Annotated in this window: 11 protein-coding genes; 3 read left to right on the top strand and 8 right to left on the bottom strand. The window is 66.5% G+C overall.

Features of this window, described 5'->3' with window-relative positions:
* Positions 1-49: 49 nt before the first annotated feature.
* The gene (locus ACSQ3N_RS26060) at positions 50-862 is read left to right on the top strand and encodes an SOS response-associated peptidase (RefSeq protein ID WP_436147869.1); all 813 of its coding nucleotides are present in this window, start codon (positions 50-52) and stop codon (positions 860-862) included.
* Between the two features lie 304 nt (positions 863-1166).
* On the opposite strand, the gene ACSQ3N_RS26065 is transcribed toward ACSQ3N_RS26060, so the two are convergent.
* The 7 genes from ACSQ3N_RS26065 to ACSQ3N_RS26095 all read right to left on the bottom strand — a co-directional run bounded on the left by ACSQ3N_RS26065 (position 1167) and on the right by ACSQ3N_RS26095 (position 9083).
* Positions 1167-1784, bottom strand: a complete 618-nt coding sequence (locus ACSQ3N_RS26065; protein WP_436147870.1) for an alkylhydroperoxidase domain protein — start codon at positions 1782-1784, stop codon at positions 1167-1169.
* Entirely contained in the window at positions 1781-2479 is a 699-nt protein-coding gene (locus ACSQ3N_RS26070) for a CMD domain protein (protein ID WP_436147871.1), read from the bottom strand. The genes ACSQ3N_RS26065 and ACSQ3N_RS26070 overlap by 4 nt, the downstream gene beginning before the upstream one ends.
* Positions 2476-3627, bottom strand: coding sequence for a putative FMN-dependent luciferase-like monooxygenase (locus tag ACSQ3N_RS26075; protein WP_436147872.1), 1152 nt, complete (start codon positions 3625-3627; stop codon positions 2476-2478). The genes ACSQ3N_RS26070 and ACSQ3N_RS26075 overlap by 4 nt, the downstream gene beginning before the upstream one ends.
* Positions 3551-5284, bottom strand: a complete 1734-nt coding sequence (locus ACSQ3N_RS26080) for a dipeptide ABC transporter ATP-binding protein (protein WP_436147873.1) — start codon at positions 5282-5284, stop codon at positions 3551-3553. The genes ACSQ3N_RS26075 and ACSQ3N_RS26080 overlap by 77 nt, the downstream gene beginning before the upstream one ends.
* Positions 5281-6261, bottom strand: coding sequence for an ABC transporter permease (locus tag ACSQ3N_RS26085; protein WP_436147874.1), 981 nt, complete (start codon positions 6259-6261; stop codon positions 5281-5283). The genes ACSQ3N_RS26080 and ACSQ3N_RS26085 overlap by 4 nt, the downstream gene beginning before the upstream one ends.
* A gap of 11 nt (positions 6262-6272) precedes the next feature.
* On the bottom strand, positions 6273-7211 hold the full coding sequence (locus tag ACSQ3N_RS26090) for an ABC transporter permease (RefSeq protein ID WP_436147875.1): 939 nt from the start codon (positions 7209-7211) through the stop codon (positions 6273-6275).
* Between the two features lie 162 nt (positions 7212-7373).
* On the bottom strand, positions 7374-9083 hold the full coding sequence (locus tag ACSQ3N_RS26095) for a TIGR04028 family ABC transporter substrate-binding protein (protein ID WP_436147876.1): 1710 nt from the start codon (positions 9081-9083) through the stop codon (positions 7374-7376).
* Between the two features lie 312 nt (positions 9084-9395).
* Here ACSQ3N_RS26095 and ACSQ3N_RS26100 point away from each other — a divergent pair, with 312 nt between their 5' ends.
* Positions 9396-9986 carry an OsmC family protein gene (locus ACSQ3N_RS26100; RefSeq protein WP_056171443.1) on the top strand — a complete coding sequence of 197 codons (591 nt, stop codon included), beginning with the start codon at positions 9396-9398 and terminating at the stop codon, positions 9984-9986.
* Positions 9987-10048: 62 nt separating this feature from the next.
* Positions 10049-10855 (top strand): VOC family protein, encoded by an 807-nt coding sequence (locus ACSQ3N_RS26105; RefSeq protein ID WP_056171445.1) that lies wholly within the window; start codon positions 10049-10051, stop codon positions 10853-10855.
* A gap of 455 nt (positions 10856-11310) precedes the next feature.
* Here the strand turns inward: ACSQ3N_RS26105 and ACSQ3N_RS26110 are convergent, their stop codons facing one another.
* Positions 11311-15480 (bottom strand): RHS repeat-associated core domain-containing protein, encoded by a 4170-nt coding sequence (locus tag ACSQ3N_RS26110; protein ID WP_436147877.1) that lies wholly within the window; start codon positions 15478-15480, stop codon positions 11311-11313.
* Positions 15481-15867 lie beyond the last annotated feature (387 nt).

The following is a 15867-nucleotide window of genomic DNA, read 5'->3' on the forward strand; positions in this document are numbered from 1 at the left end:
GAGGCCATTTTTAATGCTAAACCTGCGCACGACCCGGTACCATCGCACCATGAGCACGCACTACGAAACCCTGCACCCCGCCGACACCTACCGCGAGGCGTTCGGCGTGGAGCCCCCCGCCGAGCTGGGCGAGCGGCACCTGTGGCCCCGCAAGCCGGGCGCCTTCATCGTCCACGCAGCCACGGCCGCAGCGATCGCCGACCCTGCTGCTGCTGCAAACGCGGAAGCGGAACAGCAAGCGCAAGCGCAATCACCCACCAACGCAGAAGGCGAAGCAACACAACCCACCGCGGACGACCACCAGGCCGAAGGCAATGCCGCCACCACCCGCGTGCTGGTCCCCGCGCAGTGGGGCCTGGTGCCGCACTGGGTCAAGTCCGCATCCGACGCCAAGCTGCGCGCGCCCAAGCTGGTCAACGCCAAGTCCGACCTCGCCTCCACCGGCACCGCGTTCCGCGACGCATGGCTCAAGGGCCAGCGCTGCATCGTGCCCATGCAGGCGTTCTACGAAGACGACTACCGCGCCGGCAAGGCCCTGCCCACCCGCATCTCGCGCGTGGACGGCAAGCCCATGGGCGTGGCGGGCCTGTGGGCGCGCTGGCAGGGCAGCGACGGCGAAGTCATCGTGAGCTACTGCCTGCTGACCGTGAACGCCAACAACCACGCGCTGCTGCACCGCTACCAGCAACCCGGCAGCGAAAAGAGCATGCCCGCCATCCTGAACGAAGGCGCCTACGACGCCTGGCTCACGGCCCGGCAGGACAAGGCCAAGGAGTTCATGCGCCAGTACGCGCCGCAGTGGCTCACGGCCAACCCGGTGGAGAAGAAGGCGGACAAGGTGCCCAAGGGATTGTTGGGCTGAAGCTGGGTGCGGCCCCGGTTGCCGTCGCACCCCACAGAGCCCAGCAAACCTAACCCAATCTCACCCAACCTCACCTCGCCCAACCCAACCCACCCACCCACCCACCGTTCACGCTGAGCCTGTCGAAGCGCCGCGCAAGGCTTCGACAGGCTCAGCCCGAACGGTTGCGAGAGTGAGAGATGGTGGGATGCCATGACCGAGTGATCGAAGTAAGGCGAAGTGGAACGAACAGCGAACCGAAGTGGCCCGCCCCATAGGTCCGAAACCGATCACCCAGCGAAGGGGAGATCGATCCGCACCCTCGTCAGACCGCAGCCGCAGCCTGCTGCTGCGGCTCCCCCAGCGACAGCATCAGCCGATTCGCCCAGTTGAAGAACGCCGCGCCGTGCAGCGCATCGGAGATCGCAAAGTCGTCGAGCCCGGCAGCGCGCAGGCCCTCGATGTGGGTGCCGTCCAGCGCCGTCGGCGTGGCGGTGAGGGCCACCGAAGCCCCGACGATGGCATTCCAGCGCGGGTCGAGATCGGCCCCGACACCCTCGTCCAACAGGCGCTGCACATCCGCCCCACGGTGCGAGAAGTGCGCGGCAAAGCGCGCATGCACCGACGCACAGTAGATGCAGCCGTTGGCCCGCGAGGTGGCCGTGGCCGACAGCTCGCGCTCCGCCCGGGGCAGCCCTGCATCCGGGTTGTAGAAGATGTCCTTGTCGGTGCGGGTGCGCGCGCCCAGCGTGTCCGGGTCGCGCGCCAGCAGGCGAAAGTAGGGCGACTTGGCACGTGCCGCGTCCACCAGGCCGGCGTAGTGGCGCTCGGTCAGCTCGTCCTCGGCCAGCGGGGGCAGCCAGGGCAGCCATTCGAGCTGCGCCTGCGTGAAGGCCGTGGGCTCATGGTTGCCGGGGTGGGTGATGACGGCGGTATCGCTCATGGCTGGGCCTCTGCGGTGCGGGGGGTGGACGACGACGCGGCAGGTGCCGGATGCGCTGCAAGCAGGCGCAGGCCCACCACCACGCGGATCTGGAACGACAGGAACGCCACCAGCTGCGACAGGATCACGATGTCGGTGGCCGACCAGCCTGCGTCCAGCAGAGCCTGCAAGGCCTCGGGGCTCGCGTCGCGCGGGTGGAAGGTCAGCAGGTGCGCATGCGCCAGGCCTGCCGACAGCCGCGCGCCCAGCACGGTGCGCTGCGCCTCGCCCACGGCGTAGGCGGGGCCGTCGGTGTTTTCGCGGCTCAGCGGGCCGGCGGGGTAGTGGCCGTACGGGCCCTGCGTTGCGCCCCGGCTGACCTCGGCCGAGATGGCCTGGGCCAGGCCTGCGCCGGCATCCTGCGCCACCAGCGCGGCAGCATAGAACGCCGCTGTATCGGGCTGCTGGTGCAGGCCTGCGACAAAGGCCGCGACCGCCAGGCGCTCGGCCAGCGTGACAGTGCCCGGCGCCGGAGCGGTGGGCGCGAACAACGCGCGGTAGCTCGCTTGCGCATGCGTGCGCGCCTCCAGCCGGTGGCGGCGGATGGTGTCCAGGGGGTCGCCGGGTTCGATGCCGGCGAGCAGGTCGATCACGTCGGGCAGCGCCGCAGCGTGCGGCGTTGCGCCGGGGGAGGGAATGGGGGCAGGAGTGCTCATGCGATGGCCTCGGTGCGGGTGGAGGAAGCTGTTGGTGTGGGTGCCGTTGTGGTTGCGGCTGCAGTGGTGGGAGCGGTGGTGGCAGCGCCGGTGTGCTTGCGCACCCAGCCCAGCGCCGGCGCGACGCGCGTGGCCGTGAGTTCGATGGAGCGCAGGATGTGCGCGTGCGGCGGGTCCACCGAATGCACCTGGAACACGATGTCGGTGGCGCGCGCCAGCGCCGTGTCGGCTTGCAGCGAGGCGATCACATCGTCGGGCGTGCCCACATGCACGTCGTACGCGGCGATCAATACCTCCAGCGGCGCATCGGGCCCGGGGCGCGACGCCTGGCCGGGTTGCAGTGCGGCCGCGGCAAACCGCGCGGCGGCGCGGCGCAGGCCCACATCGGCCAGGCGCAGCGCCTCCTTGCGGTCGTCGGCCACGAACAGGCTGCGCGAACCAACGATGCGTGGCGTGGCGCCCCCAGGCAGCGCGGCCAGGTAGGCGTCGATGATGGGGTGCTGCAGGTCGTGCAGCGCCGCACCCGGCGCCTCGGCCGTGCGCGGCTGGGTGCGCGACAGCATCAGCCCGTCGCCCGCCTGCCCCGCGCGCTCGCCGCCCGCCACCGAGAACGTGGCCTGCCAGATGCGGCCCAGCAGCTGCTCGGCGGCAGGATACAGCCGGTCGCCACCGGGCAGGGGCCTGCCGGCCCATGCGTCCCGCACCAGGGCCAGGTGGCGCGCATAGACCGCGCTGCGGTCATCGCCGGTGATGCCGAACGCGGCGAACGACTCGGGCGTGCCGCCCGTGCCCACGCCCAGCTCCAGGCGCCCGCCCGAGAGCAGGTCGAGCACGATGGCGTCCTCGGCCACGCGCACCGCGTTCTCCATGGGCAGGGTCACGATGCCGGTGCCCAGGCGGATGCGCCGTGTGCGCGCCGCCACGTGGGCCAGGAAGACGAAGGGCGAGGGCAGGCCGCCTTCGTGTTCATGAAAGTGGTGCTGCGCCACCCAGGCGGAGTCGAAGCCGAAGGCCTCGGCATGGGCGATCTGCTCGGTCACCAGCCGGTAGCGTTCGCCCGCAGGCGCGTCGTCAAGCAGCCTGCTGAAGAAGCCCAGGCGCTTGGGTAGTGTGGATGGTGTGGTTGCTGTGGGTGTCGAGAAGGTCATGGTGAAGATGGATGTTTTTCTTGCCGGGGATGGCGTCGATGAGTTCGCGCGTGTAGTCGCTGCCGGGGCGCAGGAACACGTCTTCCACGCGGCCCGCATCCACCTGCCGGCCGCCCTGCAGCACCGAGACGGTGTCCGCGATCTGGCGCACCACGGCCAGGTCGTGCGAGATGAAGAGGTAGGTCAGGCCCAGGTCGCGCTGCAGGGTCTCCAGCAGCGCCAGGATCTGCGCCTGCACGGTCACATCCAGGGCCGACACCGCCTCGTCGAGCACCAGCACGCGCGGCTGCAGCACCAGGGCGCGCGCAATGGCCACGCGCTGGCGCTGGCCGCCCGACAGGGCCCGCGGGCGGCGCTCCAGCACGGCGGGCGGCAGGCCCACGCGGGCCAGGATGTCGTGCACGCGGCGTGCGCGCTCGGCAATGGGCAGCGGCGCGAAATTGAGCAGGGGCTCTTCGATGATCTGGAAGATGGTCTGGCGCGGGTCCAGAGAGCTGAACGGGTTCTGGTAGACCAGCTGCACCGTGCGGCGGAACTGCCGCAGCGCCTCGCCACGCAGGGTGGTGAGGTCCGTGCCCTCGATGACGATGCGGCCCGCCGTGGGCTGGCGAAAGCCCACCACGTCGCGGATGGTGGTGGTCTTGCCCGAGCCCGACTCGCCCACGATAGCGTGTGTGGTGCCGCGCCGCACGCGGAACGACACGCCGTCCACCGCGCGGAACGGCTCCTTGCGCCCGGCCACGTCGAAGTCGTGCACCAGGCCGTCCACCACGATGGCGAAGTCTTCGGGCCGCTCGGGCGCGTCGTTGGCCGCGGTGGCACGGGCCGGGCGAAACGCGCCCTGCGCAAGCGACGGCGCATCGGCCAGCAGCTTGCGCGTGTAGGCGCTGTGCGGGTTGCGCAGCACGCTGGCGGTGTCGCCCTGCTCCTGGATGCGCCCGCCCTGCAGCACCACGAGCCGGTTGGCGCGGTCGGCCGCCACGCCCAGGTCGTGCGTGACCAGCAGCACGGCGGTGCCGAACTCGCTGCGCAGCTCGTCGATGAGGTCGAGGATGCGCCGCTGCACCGTCACGTCGAGCGCGCTGGTGGGCTCGTCGGCAATGATGAGCGCGGGCTGCAGCGCAATGGCAATGGCGATCAGCACGCGCTGCTTCATGCCGCCCGACAGCTCGTGCGGGTACTGCCGCGCACGCAGCTCGGGCTGCGACAGGCCCACCTTGGCCAGCAGCTCGACCACGCGCCGCGCGATGGCCAGGCGGTCCCCGTAGCGGTGGATCTTCAAAATTTCGCCCACCTGCTCGCCCACCGTGCGCACGGGGTTGAGCGAGCTGGTCGGGTCCTGCGGGATGAGGCTCACCACGCGGCCGCGCACCGTGTCGAAGCGGTCGGGCGACCAGCCGGCGATGTCGGTGCCGTTGAGCCGTATCGCGCCTTGCTCCACCCGGCCGTTGTCGGCGAGCAGGCCGATGAGGGCCTGCGCGGTGGTGGTCTTGCCCGAGCCGGACTCGCCCACCAGCGCCACGACCTCGCCGGGCGCAATGGCGAACGACACGCCGTGCACCACACGCTGTTCATGGTCCTTGTCGCGGTAGGCGATGGAGAGGTTCTCCACCTCCAGCACCGGCGGCTGCGCCACGGCCTGGGCGATGGTGGTCATGCGCGCCCCTTCGTCAACGCCGCGCTGATGCGGTTGGCCGCCAGTACCACGGCCACCACCACCAGCCCCGGCACGGTGGTGAGCCACCAGGCCGTGGAAATGTAGTTGCGCCCTTCCGCGATGAGCAGGCCCCACTCGGGTGTGGGCGGCGGCGCGCCGTAGCCCAGGAAGCCGAGCGTCGAGATTGACAAAATGGCCGAACCGAACTGCAGCGCCGCCATGGCAATCACCGAGGTCAGCGAGTTGGGCAGCACATGGCGCCACAGCACAGCGCCAAAGCGCCCGCCGCTGCCGAAGGCTGCCTCCACATAGTCGGAGCGGCGCACGCGCACCACCTCGGACCGGGTCAGCCGCGCAAAGCTGGCGACCGACGCCACGCCCACCGCCACTGCGGCGTTCAGCGTGCCAAAGCCCAGGATGATGATGATCGACAGCGACAGCAGCAGCGCAGGCACCGACAGCAGCACATCGACGATGCGCATGATCACGTCCTCCACCCAGCCGCCGATGGAGCCCGCCAGCACGCCCAGCAGCGTGCCCAGCACCAGCCCCACGGACACCGCCAGGAACGCGCCCGACAGCGAATGCACCGCACCGAACACCAGCCGCGCGTATCCGTCGCGGCCCAGTGCATCGGTGCCCAGCCAGTGCGCGGCCGACGGCGCCTGCAGCTGCTGGCCGGCCACGCCCACCGTGGCGCTGTAGCTGGTGAAGACACCGGGCGCGACCGCCCACAGCGCCACCAGCGCGATCACGCCCCAGGCCAGCCACAGGCTGATGGGTGCGCTGCGCGCGCGCTGCAGCAAGCGACTGCCCCACGTGCCACCGTGCGCACGCGGCGATGGGGCGGCCGGGATGGGCGCCGTGGGCACCACGACAGCGGCAGGCGCCGCCACGGCGCGCTCGAAGCGGTGCGGGGCCGGCTGCGCGGTGCCCGTAAAAACGCCCAGGTCGGCGGTCGAAGACGTGGTGGTCATGCGGGATCTCCTCAAGTGCCCAGGCGCGAACGCAGGCGGGGGTCGAACACGGGGTAGAGCAGGTCCACCACCAGGTTGATGAACACGAAGGCCGTGGCCGAGACCACCACCACCGCCTGCAGCACGGCGGTGTCCTGGTTGCCCACCGCCTGCTGCGTGAGGCTGCCCAGGCCGTTGAGGCCGAACACCGCCTCGGTCACCACGGCGCCCGCCAGTAGCTCGCCGAACAGGACGCCCGCGATGGTCAGCGTGGGCAGCACCGCGTTGCGCGCCACGTGCTTCCACAGCACCCAGGGGCGCGTGGCACCCTTAGCGCGCGCCACGGCCACAAAGGGCTGCGTGAGCACTTCGTCGATGTTGCGGATCAAAATCTGCGCCAGCGGCGCGGCGATGGGAATGGCGAGCGTGAGCGTGGGCAGCACCAGGCCCTGCCACTTGCCGGGGTTGATCACCGGAATCCACCCCAGGCGGAACGACACCACCTGGATCAGCATGATCCCCAGCCAGAACACCGGCACCGAGATGAACAGCGAAGGCAGCGACTGCAGCGCAGAGCGCAGCCAGCCCCAGCGCGTGAGCTGCGAGGCAAACGCGAGCACCACCGCCAGCAGCAGCGCCGCCGCAAAGCCCAGCCCCGCCAGGCGCAGCGTGGGCGGCAGGTTGGTGGCCAAGCCCTGGCTCACCGGCACGCCCGCCTGCACCGAATACCCGAAGTTGCCGCTCAAAAAGCCCAGCAGCGTGTGCAGGTACTGCTGCCACACCGACGTGTCCGCGCCATAGGCCGCACGGATGTCCGCGATCTCCTGCGGGCCCAGGCCGAACTCAGGGTTCAGGAACTTGATCAGGATCGCATCGCCCGGCAACAGCTGCAGCAGCACGAACGACGCGGTGAACGCCGCCCACAGCACCAGCAGGGCCTGGCCCGTGCGATGGGCAAGGTACTTGAACATGGAAGTCACTCCTTCAGCAAAAGCAGTAGCAGCAATGGCGGCGGCAGTAGCACAACGTTTGAAACCGGCGCAACGCCAATGCCAGTGCCACCGTGGACCCGGCTCCGCCGGTCCACCGGTGGCGTCCCCCCAGGGGGAAGGCGCGCAGCGACTCAGGGGGAGTCAGTGTCTTGCGGCGATCCACGTGCCGTAGAAGCTGGGTCGGCCGACCGCCTCGAACTCCACGCCCTTCACCGACGGCGATCCTGCAAACGCCTGCGGCTCTTCAAACACCGGGATCACGTATGCCTGGTCGATCAGGTAGTTCTGCACATCGGCCGTGAGCGCCAGGCGCTTGGCCGGGTCGGTCTCGGCGGCGATGGCGTCGAGCAGGCCGTTGAGTTTCGTGTCCTCGAACGCCTTGACCTTGCCGCTCACGCCGCCCTTTTGCAGCAGCACGTTGCGGTTGGTGGGGTAGTAGTTGCTCTTGATCACGTCGGGGTCGGCGCGGCCCACCATGCCGGGGGATACGGGGGTCTTCTCGGGGTCGAGGTTGTCCACCACGCGGCTGCCGGCGTCGCCCGCCAGCACGTTGAGCTTCACGCCCACCTTGGCCCACTGCTGCGCCACGAGCTGCAGGGTTTCCTTGTTCTGCGGCTGCGGCAGCGACTCGTACGCGGCCAGCACCAGCTCCTTGCCATCCTTCTCGCGCAGGCCGTTGGCATTGAGCTTCCAGCCGGCGTCGTCGAGCAGCTGTTTGGCTTTGGCCTCGTCGTAGCCCAGCTTGGCCGACAGGTTCACATAGCCCAGCGCGGTGGACGCGATGACCGAGGTGGCCTGCGGGTAGTTGGCCGAGAACAGCGTCTGCACGATCTCCTTGGTGTTGGTGGCGTGCAGCAACGCCTGGCGCACCTTCACATCGGCCACCAGCGCGTTGTCGGGGCGAAAGACCACGCTGTTGTTCACGCCGCGCGTGGACGGTGCATAGATCTCGAACTTCTGGTCCTGCACGCGCTTTTCGTCATAGGCCTGCACCTGGCGGATGAAGCCCGCCTGGCCCGACAGCAGCGCGCCGATGCGCACGCTGTCTTCGGGCGTGACGATGAGCTTGATCTCATCGAGCCGCGCACGGCCCTGGTGGGCGTGCTGGGCGGGGCCCCAGGTGTATTCCTTGCGGGCGGTGAGCGTGAGCTCCTTGCCCAGCGTCTCGGCCGTCACCACGAAGGGCCCCGAGCCGATGATCTTCGTCGCATCGCCCAGCTCTTCAAACGGCCGTGCCAGCGTGGCCAGCGACACCAGGCCTGAGCCAATGACGGACGTGCCCTGCAGAAAGCCCGGCGAGGGCTTCTTGAAGTAGAACTTGACGGTGAGCGGGTCCACCACCTCGCTCTTGTCGTAGTTGTTGATCACCTCGGACACCGGCAGCTTGAGCTCCTTGTTGCCCAGGCCGTAGGTGTCGTAGTTCCTGGCCACAGCGGCGGCATCGAGCGGGGTGCCGTCGGAGAAGGTCACGCCGCTCTTGAGCTTGAAGGTGTACTCGGTGGCGGTGTCGTTCACGGTCCACGACTCGGCGATCCAGGGCTGGATCTGCAGCGTCTTCGGGTCCTGGTAGGTGAGCTTGTCGGTGATCTGGTTGAGGATGCCGCCGTTCGGGTAGAAGCCCCCCGCTGGCGGGTACAGGTTGGTGTGCGCCTGCTGCTCCAGGTAGACCAGCGTGCCGCCCTGCACCGGCTGGTCGGCGCTGGCACCTGCGGTCGCGACAGGCTCGCTGCCCTGCTTGGAGCAGCCAGCCAACAGCACCCCTACCGCCACGGCGACCGCACCCGCGGCCCACCATCCCACCGACTTCTTTTTTGCGAAAAACACGTGATGACCTCGTCGCCGTACCGGCATTGGAATAACACATCCGGCGCCGTCCTTGCGGACCTGTTGTCACAGGCTGCAGCGCGGTGTGCGCACTGCAGCGGGGCCAGTTCATATGCATTCATGCTATCGGTGCAAGAGCGGTTGCAGGCATGTATTAAGTAGCATCGATATGCGCAAAACGATGCAGTCGACACTGCCTGCGCACTTATCCGGAACGCGCATATGCGAGCGCGGTTTTCTTTGTTGGCATGGGGGTGCGTGGCTTCCCACAATGGCAGCAACACGCTGCTTGTATTGCGCCCGATGTCCGCGGCGGCAAGCAGCAGAAAGCACACCGCTATGCCCCAGCTTCATGCCCACCTCAACGACTACCTGGCCGAAAAGCGCGCTGCCGTGCTGGCGCGCGACGCAGCCATCGAACGCGGCACCGCACAGCCGGCGGCCCTGAAGGCCCGCGTGAGCGCCGAAGGCCGCAGCGGCGTGCGCCGCATCCGCATCCGCGACCACCAGGTCATCAGCGACAGCCCGCCCGACTTCGCGGGCTACAACCTGGGCCCCAGTTCACCCGAGCTGCAACTGGGTGTGCTGGGCAGCTGCGTGACGCACATCTTCTTGATCCAGGCCGCCTCGCGCCAGGTGCCGTTGACCAGCCTGGAGGTCGAGGTCACCGGCGTGATCGACCCGCGCGGCGGCAAGCCCGGGCACGAGGAAACGCCCATCTGGCCGCACGACATCGCCTACACCGTGCACATCGACTCGCCCGCGAGCCGGGCCGACATCGACGCACTGTTTGAAGCGGTGGAGCGCACCTGCCCCATCCTGAACCTGCTGCGCAACCCGCAGCAGGTACGCGCCAGCGTCGCGCTGACCAACTCCAGCGCCACCGCACCGCAGCCAGCCGCACAGCCCGCCGAAGCCGTGCCCGCGTGACCACCGACTGACCGCACATCGACCATTCACCACCCATTGACCCCGCAAGGAACACAGCCCCCATGGCATTGACACTCGACCACATCGTGATCGCGGTGAAGGATCTGGAGCAGACCATCGCCGACTACCGCGCCCTCGGATTCAACGTGCTGCAGGGCGGCGACCACCCCGGCCGGCCCACCTACAACGCGCTGGTCGTCTTTGCGGACGGCTCCTACTTCGAGCTGATCGCGTGGCGATCCCCATCGCCCGGCGAGCGCTGGTGGGAGCTCTTGAACGCGCACGGCGACGGCATCGTGGACTTTGCGCTGCTGCCGCCCGACACCGCCACCACCGTGGCCGGCGCCAAGGACCGGGGCCTGGCCTACAGCGGCCCCCACGACGGCGGCCGCGTGCGGCCCGACGGCGAGCGCCTGCAGTGGCAGACGGCACGCCCCCCGTCGCACGACCTGCCCTTCCTGTGCGGCGACCAGACCCCGCGCGCCCTGCGCGTGCCCGAAGGCGACGCCCGCGTGCACCCCAACGGCGCCCGCGGCGTGGCCAGCCTGGCCCTGGCCGTGAAGGACCTGGACGCCAGCCTGGCCCACTACCGCGCCCTGCTGGGCCAAGCCCAGGCCGCCAATGTGAGCGCACCTTTTCTGCAGCCCGGCACGGGTGCGCGGGTGGGTACGGTGACGCTGGGACGCAGCACGCTGGTGCTGACGCAGGAAGGGCCGCTGCGCGGTGCCGCAGGGCAGTCGGCGGGAGCGCAGCTGGGCACGCGCGGCGAAGGGCCGTATGCGCTGGTACTGGCTACTGAGGGCGCTGCGCCTGCAACGCCGCACACCGCGCGTACGCACGGTGCTGCCATCGAGTTCGCGGTGGCCTGAGTTCTGTTAGAGATCGACCCCGCCAACAGTTGCCCGGTATTCAACCGGTTTGGCTCGTTGGGACATTTTTTGTGACGTCGATCACGTGTACGCCGTACTTCCAAGCCCGGCATATAAGCCGCCTTACTAAGTAAAGCGCCTGGGCGCGCTCAGATATTTCGCATGCTCTACGCACTAAATTCTTTATTCAGTAAGATCATGTCCGCAATTCAAGCATTTCTTCCGAACAAAACCTGCGTATATTGACATCTTTCCCAATCTCCCTTGATACGCGACAGGAGTTTTACATTTTGGGCATCGAATTTTAAGCAGGCAAAACGAGCCAATGACAATCCATGCCAAAAATATCCACTTCAGCGAATAAATTTTAATTTCTGCAGCTGCAATTCCTATTGCAATTCCTACCAATATAAATAGAACCATTCCGCACGCAAATATTTTTCGAGGTGAAGTATTCATTTAAGTCCACCCATCCTGTCAAACAATCGATCGAGAAGTCCTCGAAGCCCCCAAGTTTCTGTTTGCGCATGTGTCATAGAGGCGCCAAGCCTACCTGCTGGCCCCAGGGTCAAGCCAGCAAAGTTTCCTGTATTTGGATCGGTCATCCACGTCCCACTTCCAACACCACAAGATAAGTTTGTATTCTGCGTTTTTCCAGAGACATTGGATAATGCACCAGGAATATATCCAATTTGAGCACTTAAGCCTACATTTGCACCTACACCCATGCCTCCCGACACAACAATTCCAATATCATTTGGTTTTGTGCTTATGTAAAATCCAAAACTCCCCTCCCCGCCACCGAGAATTACCGCGCTACCGCCGCCGGTTAACGTAAGGGTAGCTAGACCATGTGGGTCAATCGCCAAGAGCGAATTTTCGCCCACGTAGGAGAACCGATTCCACCCACCCTCCAGCCCGATAGGATCAGCCTGCGTATACCGCCCGCCGTTCTTCGGGTCATAGCTGCGGAAGTGGTTGTAATGCAGCCCACTCTCCTCGTCAAAGTACTGCCCCGGATACCGCAGGTTGTACTGCACCAGCGGAACCGCCGTTGACCCCGTGTTCGGGCTCGTTGTTTCGCTCGTGAACCGCGTGGACGCCGTCGTCGGCGCATCTTCTCCAAACGCGCTGTATGCCCACTGCCACGCCACCTTGCCGTCTTCCTGCGTCAGGCGCCGCGGGGTGTTCAGGTGGTCCGCATGCACTGCGTACTGCCGGCCTTCACCCACCACCGCAATCGGCATCGGGCCGTTGGCCGTGGGCAGCCAGATGTGCTGCGCTCCCTTTGTCGGTGCCGTCGTCGGGTTGGCCTCCATGGGGTATTCGCCCAGCAGGCTGCCGTCTTCCGCGTACACGAACGCCCGGCCCTGGGCCTGGGTGCTGTCGGTCTGCGGGCTCCACAGGCGCAGCCAGAAGTTCTGCAGGTCCTGCAACAGACCCGTGGACTTGAGGCCGGTTGCGGATTGCTCTTCGCCGTCGTCACCCAGCAGGGTGATCCGAGGCTGATCGGCTTTGGTCGTGGTGGTGTTCGTGCTGCCCTGGCTGGTGCTGGTGCTCGCGCCTGCCAGCACGTCGGTCTTGAACACGCGCAGCCCCAATGCGCTGTGCGCGTACTGCACGCTCGACGCTCCCGCCCCAGTGCCCAGGGTCACCCGCTCCAGCCGGCCTTCGCTGTCGTACTGGTAGCCGTGAAGGCCGTCTCCCTGCTGGTTGCCCGCCGCGTCGTAGTTGTAGGCCACGCTGGTGTTGGCGGTGCTGACCTGGCCGGTGGCTGGGTCGGTGGCACTTTGGGTTTGCGCAAAGCCCAGCAGCCGGTTGTCGCTTGCGCTGGTGCTGTAGCTGCGGCTGGTGACCGTGGGCTTGCCCGCCAGGGTCTGTTGGCTGGTGCTGCCCGTGCGGTTGCCGTTGGCGTCGTATTGGTACGTGGTGCTGTCCGCCCCAGCTCCGGCAATGGCTTGGCGGGTAAAGCCCGTGATGCGGCCCGTGCTGCTGTATTGCACGTTCCAAGTCACGGGGGACTCTTGCACTGTCTGATCTAGCGGGTTGGCGCTGGTCGGGGCCCACAGGTTTTGTGTGAGGCTCTGGATGCGGCCCGCCGCGTTGTACTGGTAGCTGGCGATCTCGCTGTTCGTAAGCTGGCCTGCGGTGTTGTAGCTGCGCGCCACGCTCAGGCTGGTGCTGCCCTGGCTGCCTTGCAGGTTCCAGGTCCAGCCGGTGGGCTGGCCCAGCGGGTTCCAGGTGATGCCGCTGACCAGTGGCTGGTTGTTCCATACCAGCCCTGTGAGCAGACCTGTGCTGTCGTACTGGTGCTGCAGTACCTTGCCATCGGGATAGGTGATGCTGGCCAGCAGGCCGCTCGGGGCGTAGCTGTAGCCCACGGTGCTGGTGTGGCCGTTCTTCAGTTGCTGGGTTTTGCGCACGATGCGGCCGTGCCAATCACGCTGGTAGCTGGTGGTGCCGCTGGCGTCCACGATCTCGCTCAGCGATCCCTTGCTGGCGTTGGGCTGGCCGCTCTGGTTGTAGTCGTTGCCCGGCAGGTCGTAGCGCAGGGTGGTGGTCTGGCTGTCTTGGCTGGGAGCGTGGAGGGCGGTGCTGTAGATGATACGGATGGGGCGGCCCACGCTATCTCGCACGATATTGGTCACACCACCCAGAGCGTTGGTGATGCTGCCGGGCAGATCCAGTCCGTCGTACTGAATAACTTGTGTCCCCGAATCAGCGCTGGTTTCTGTCTTGGCAGTGCCCACTTCGTTGCGTTCATAGTGGGTGGCCACGCCCTTGAAGTCGCTGGCCTGGGTGACGCTGTCCAAGGCGTCGTACGTCAGGCTGGCGGTGGCGCTTTGCGCATCAGCGATGGCTTGCACGCGGCGCAGGGCATCCAGTCCGTACTGTGTCGACTCTCCCAAGCCGTTGGTGGTGCTGGTCAGGTCGCCATTCGCGTCGTAACCGTACGTGGTGGCGGCCTGAGGCCCCACCGTAGTGGTTTGCGCGCGGTTCAGGCTGTTGATGCTGCGGGCCAGCGTCCACGCGGTTTGGCCCTGGGCATTGCGCACCACTTCAGAAGTGCGGTTGCCCATGGCGTCCAGCACGTAGGTGCCTGAGGCGTCCCGGTTGTCGCTCCAGCCCGTCAGGCGTTGAGCCGCGTCGTACTGATAAGCGATGGTGTAGCCGCTGCTAACAGCAATGCTGGCCAGTTGGCCGCTGGCGCGGTAGGTGTATGTCGCGCCAAGCCCGTCGCGCTGCAAAGTGAGCATGCGCCCGCGAGCGTCGTAGGTGTACTCGGTCAACAAACCACTGGCCGATGTATGGCTCAACATGCGGCCAGCTACATCGTAGGTATAGCTTTCTGTATGCCCCAGAGGACTCGTGCGGCTGGTGAGATTGCCAGCAGTGTCGTACAGGTAGCTGGTAACTGCTCCAGTGGGCGTGGTGCTGGTGGCAACCAGCGCCTGGGCGTTGTATGTCCAACTCCAGGTCCGGCTGGCAGTGCCCTCGACGGTCAAGGTGAGTAAGTTACCTTGGCTGTCGTAGGTGTAGTCAGTCCTGCGGCCTTGCTCGGTGGTTCTGGTCGGTAGATTCCATTGGGGATGCCATGTGGTAGCCACGGTGCGTTGCTGAGCAGTTCCTGTGGCCTCCACCTGGCTCACAGGGACGCGACGGTTGGTATCCCAACTCGTGACAGTGCTGTTGCCCCTAAAATCGGTTTCTGACTCGATCAAACCCAGCGTGTTCTGCACGCGGCTTGCTGCATCGGGCTGACCCAGTGGGTCGGGGCTGCTTGCGCCCAGCACGGCCAGTTTGCCGGAGCGTGTGCCGTAAACAAAGCTGCGAATGGCGCTCAGCGGGTCGGTGACCGAGACGGGACTGGTACCGGTGGTTGGATACGCGACCTGATAGCGCTGTACTCCGCCAGCCAGCTCAGTGCTGATTGCACGGCCCTGCGCATCGTAGGCAAAGGTGCCCCAGCGCTCGCCGTTCTCGTCCTGGATGCCCGTCAGTGCGTGCGGAAAGCTGGCGTTCTCGTACAAGAACACACGTGATGTGCTGTCTGGGTAGGTGACCTGTTTGAGGCGGCCATCGTCGTAGCCCAATGCGATGACTTGGCCGTCGGGCGCCGCCACAGACACCAGTTGGCCACTGCTGCTGTAGGAGAACGCCAGCACCTGGCCCAGCCAATCGGTCACGGTGGTCAAGCGCCCGGCCGTATCGTAGGCATAGTCCGTTTTCCAGCCATTGCGTGCAGTGGTGGACAGCAGCTTGCCGGTGGCATCGAACACGAGTGTGGTGTCTGTGTCGGCACGGCGGTAGGTCCACTTTCCCGATGAATCCAGGGTCAGTTGATCGTTGTGTGCCCTAGGAGTCCAGGTGCTTGAGCCTGCGGTGCGGGCGAACGAACGCACATGCCCGTCACCTGCAAGGATACGAACGGTTGTCCCGGTAGCGGTGGCGTGCTGTGACAACTCGATGTCGTGGTTGTGCCTCCAAGCCTTGCCCATTGTGGAGAAATGGGATGAGGTCGTCAGTCCCCAGGAACTCAGGTAGTAGCGGGTGAAGTGCAAGCCCGTAGGCTTGTTAGTGGCCCAATCGGTTTCTGTCCGCACCTTGGCCGCAATGGCCGGCATGATGGGTGCGCCAACACTGGTACCGCTCTTGCTGCAATTGTCTGGATTATTTGGACCGCTTGGACGGTTCGGGCCGTTATCAGGCGGAGTGGGGGGAGACGGAGGCTCCGGCGGCATGGGAGGCACTGGTGGCGGCGGCTCTGTAGGAGGCGGTGACTCAGGCGGCGGTGGATTAGCCGGTGGAGTGCAACTGCCATCGTCAGTATCTCCCGGCTCGCATTCCGGTTTCTTGACGCACTGCCCGTCGACGCGGATTTCATCGGCCTGGCAATCGTTTGGAACACAAACGCCGCCCTCTTCATGCTGGCCTGCAGGACAGGGATTCTTAGGCCTGCACTGGTCATCCAATGCGTTGTAGCCAGCGGCACAGGTGCAGGTTTCGCCTTG

The sequence above is a fragment of the Acidovorax sp. LjRoot194 genome (assembly GCF_964253015.1).
In the GTDB taxonomy this organism is placed as follows: domain Bacteria; phylum Pseudomonadota; class Gammaproteobacteria; order Burkholderiales; family Burkholderiaceae_C; genus Acidovorax.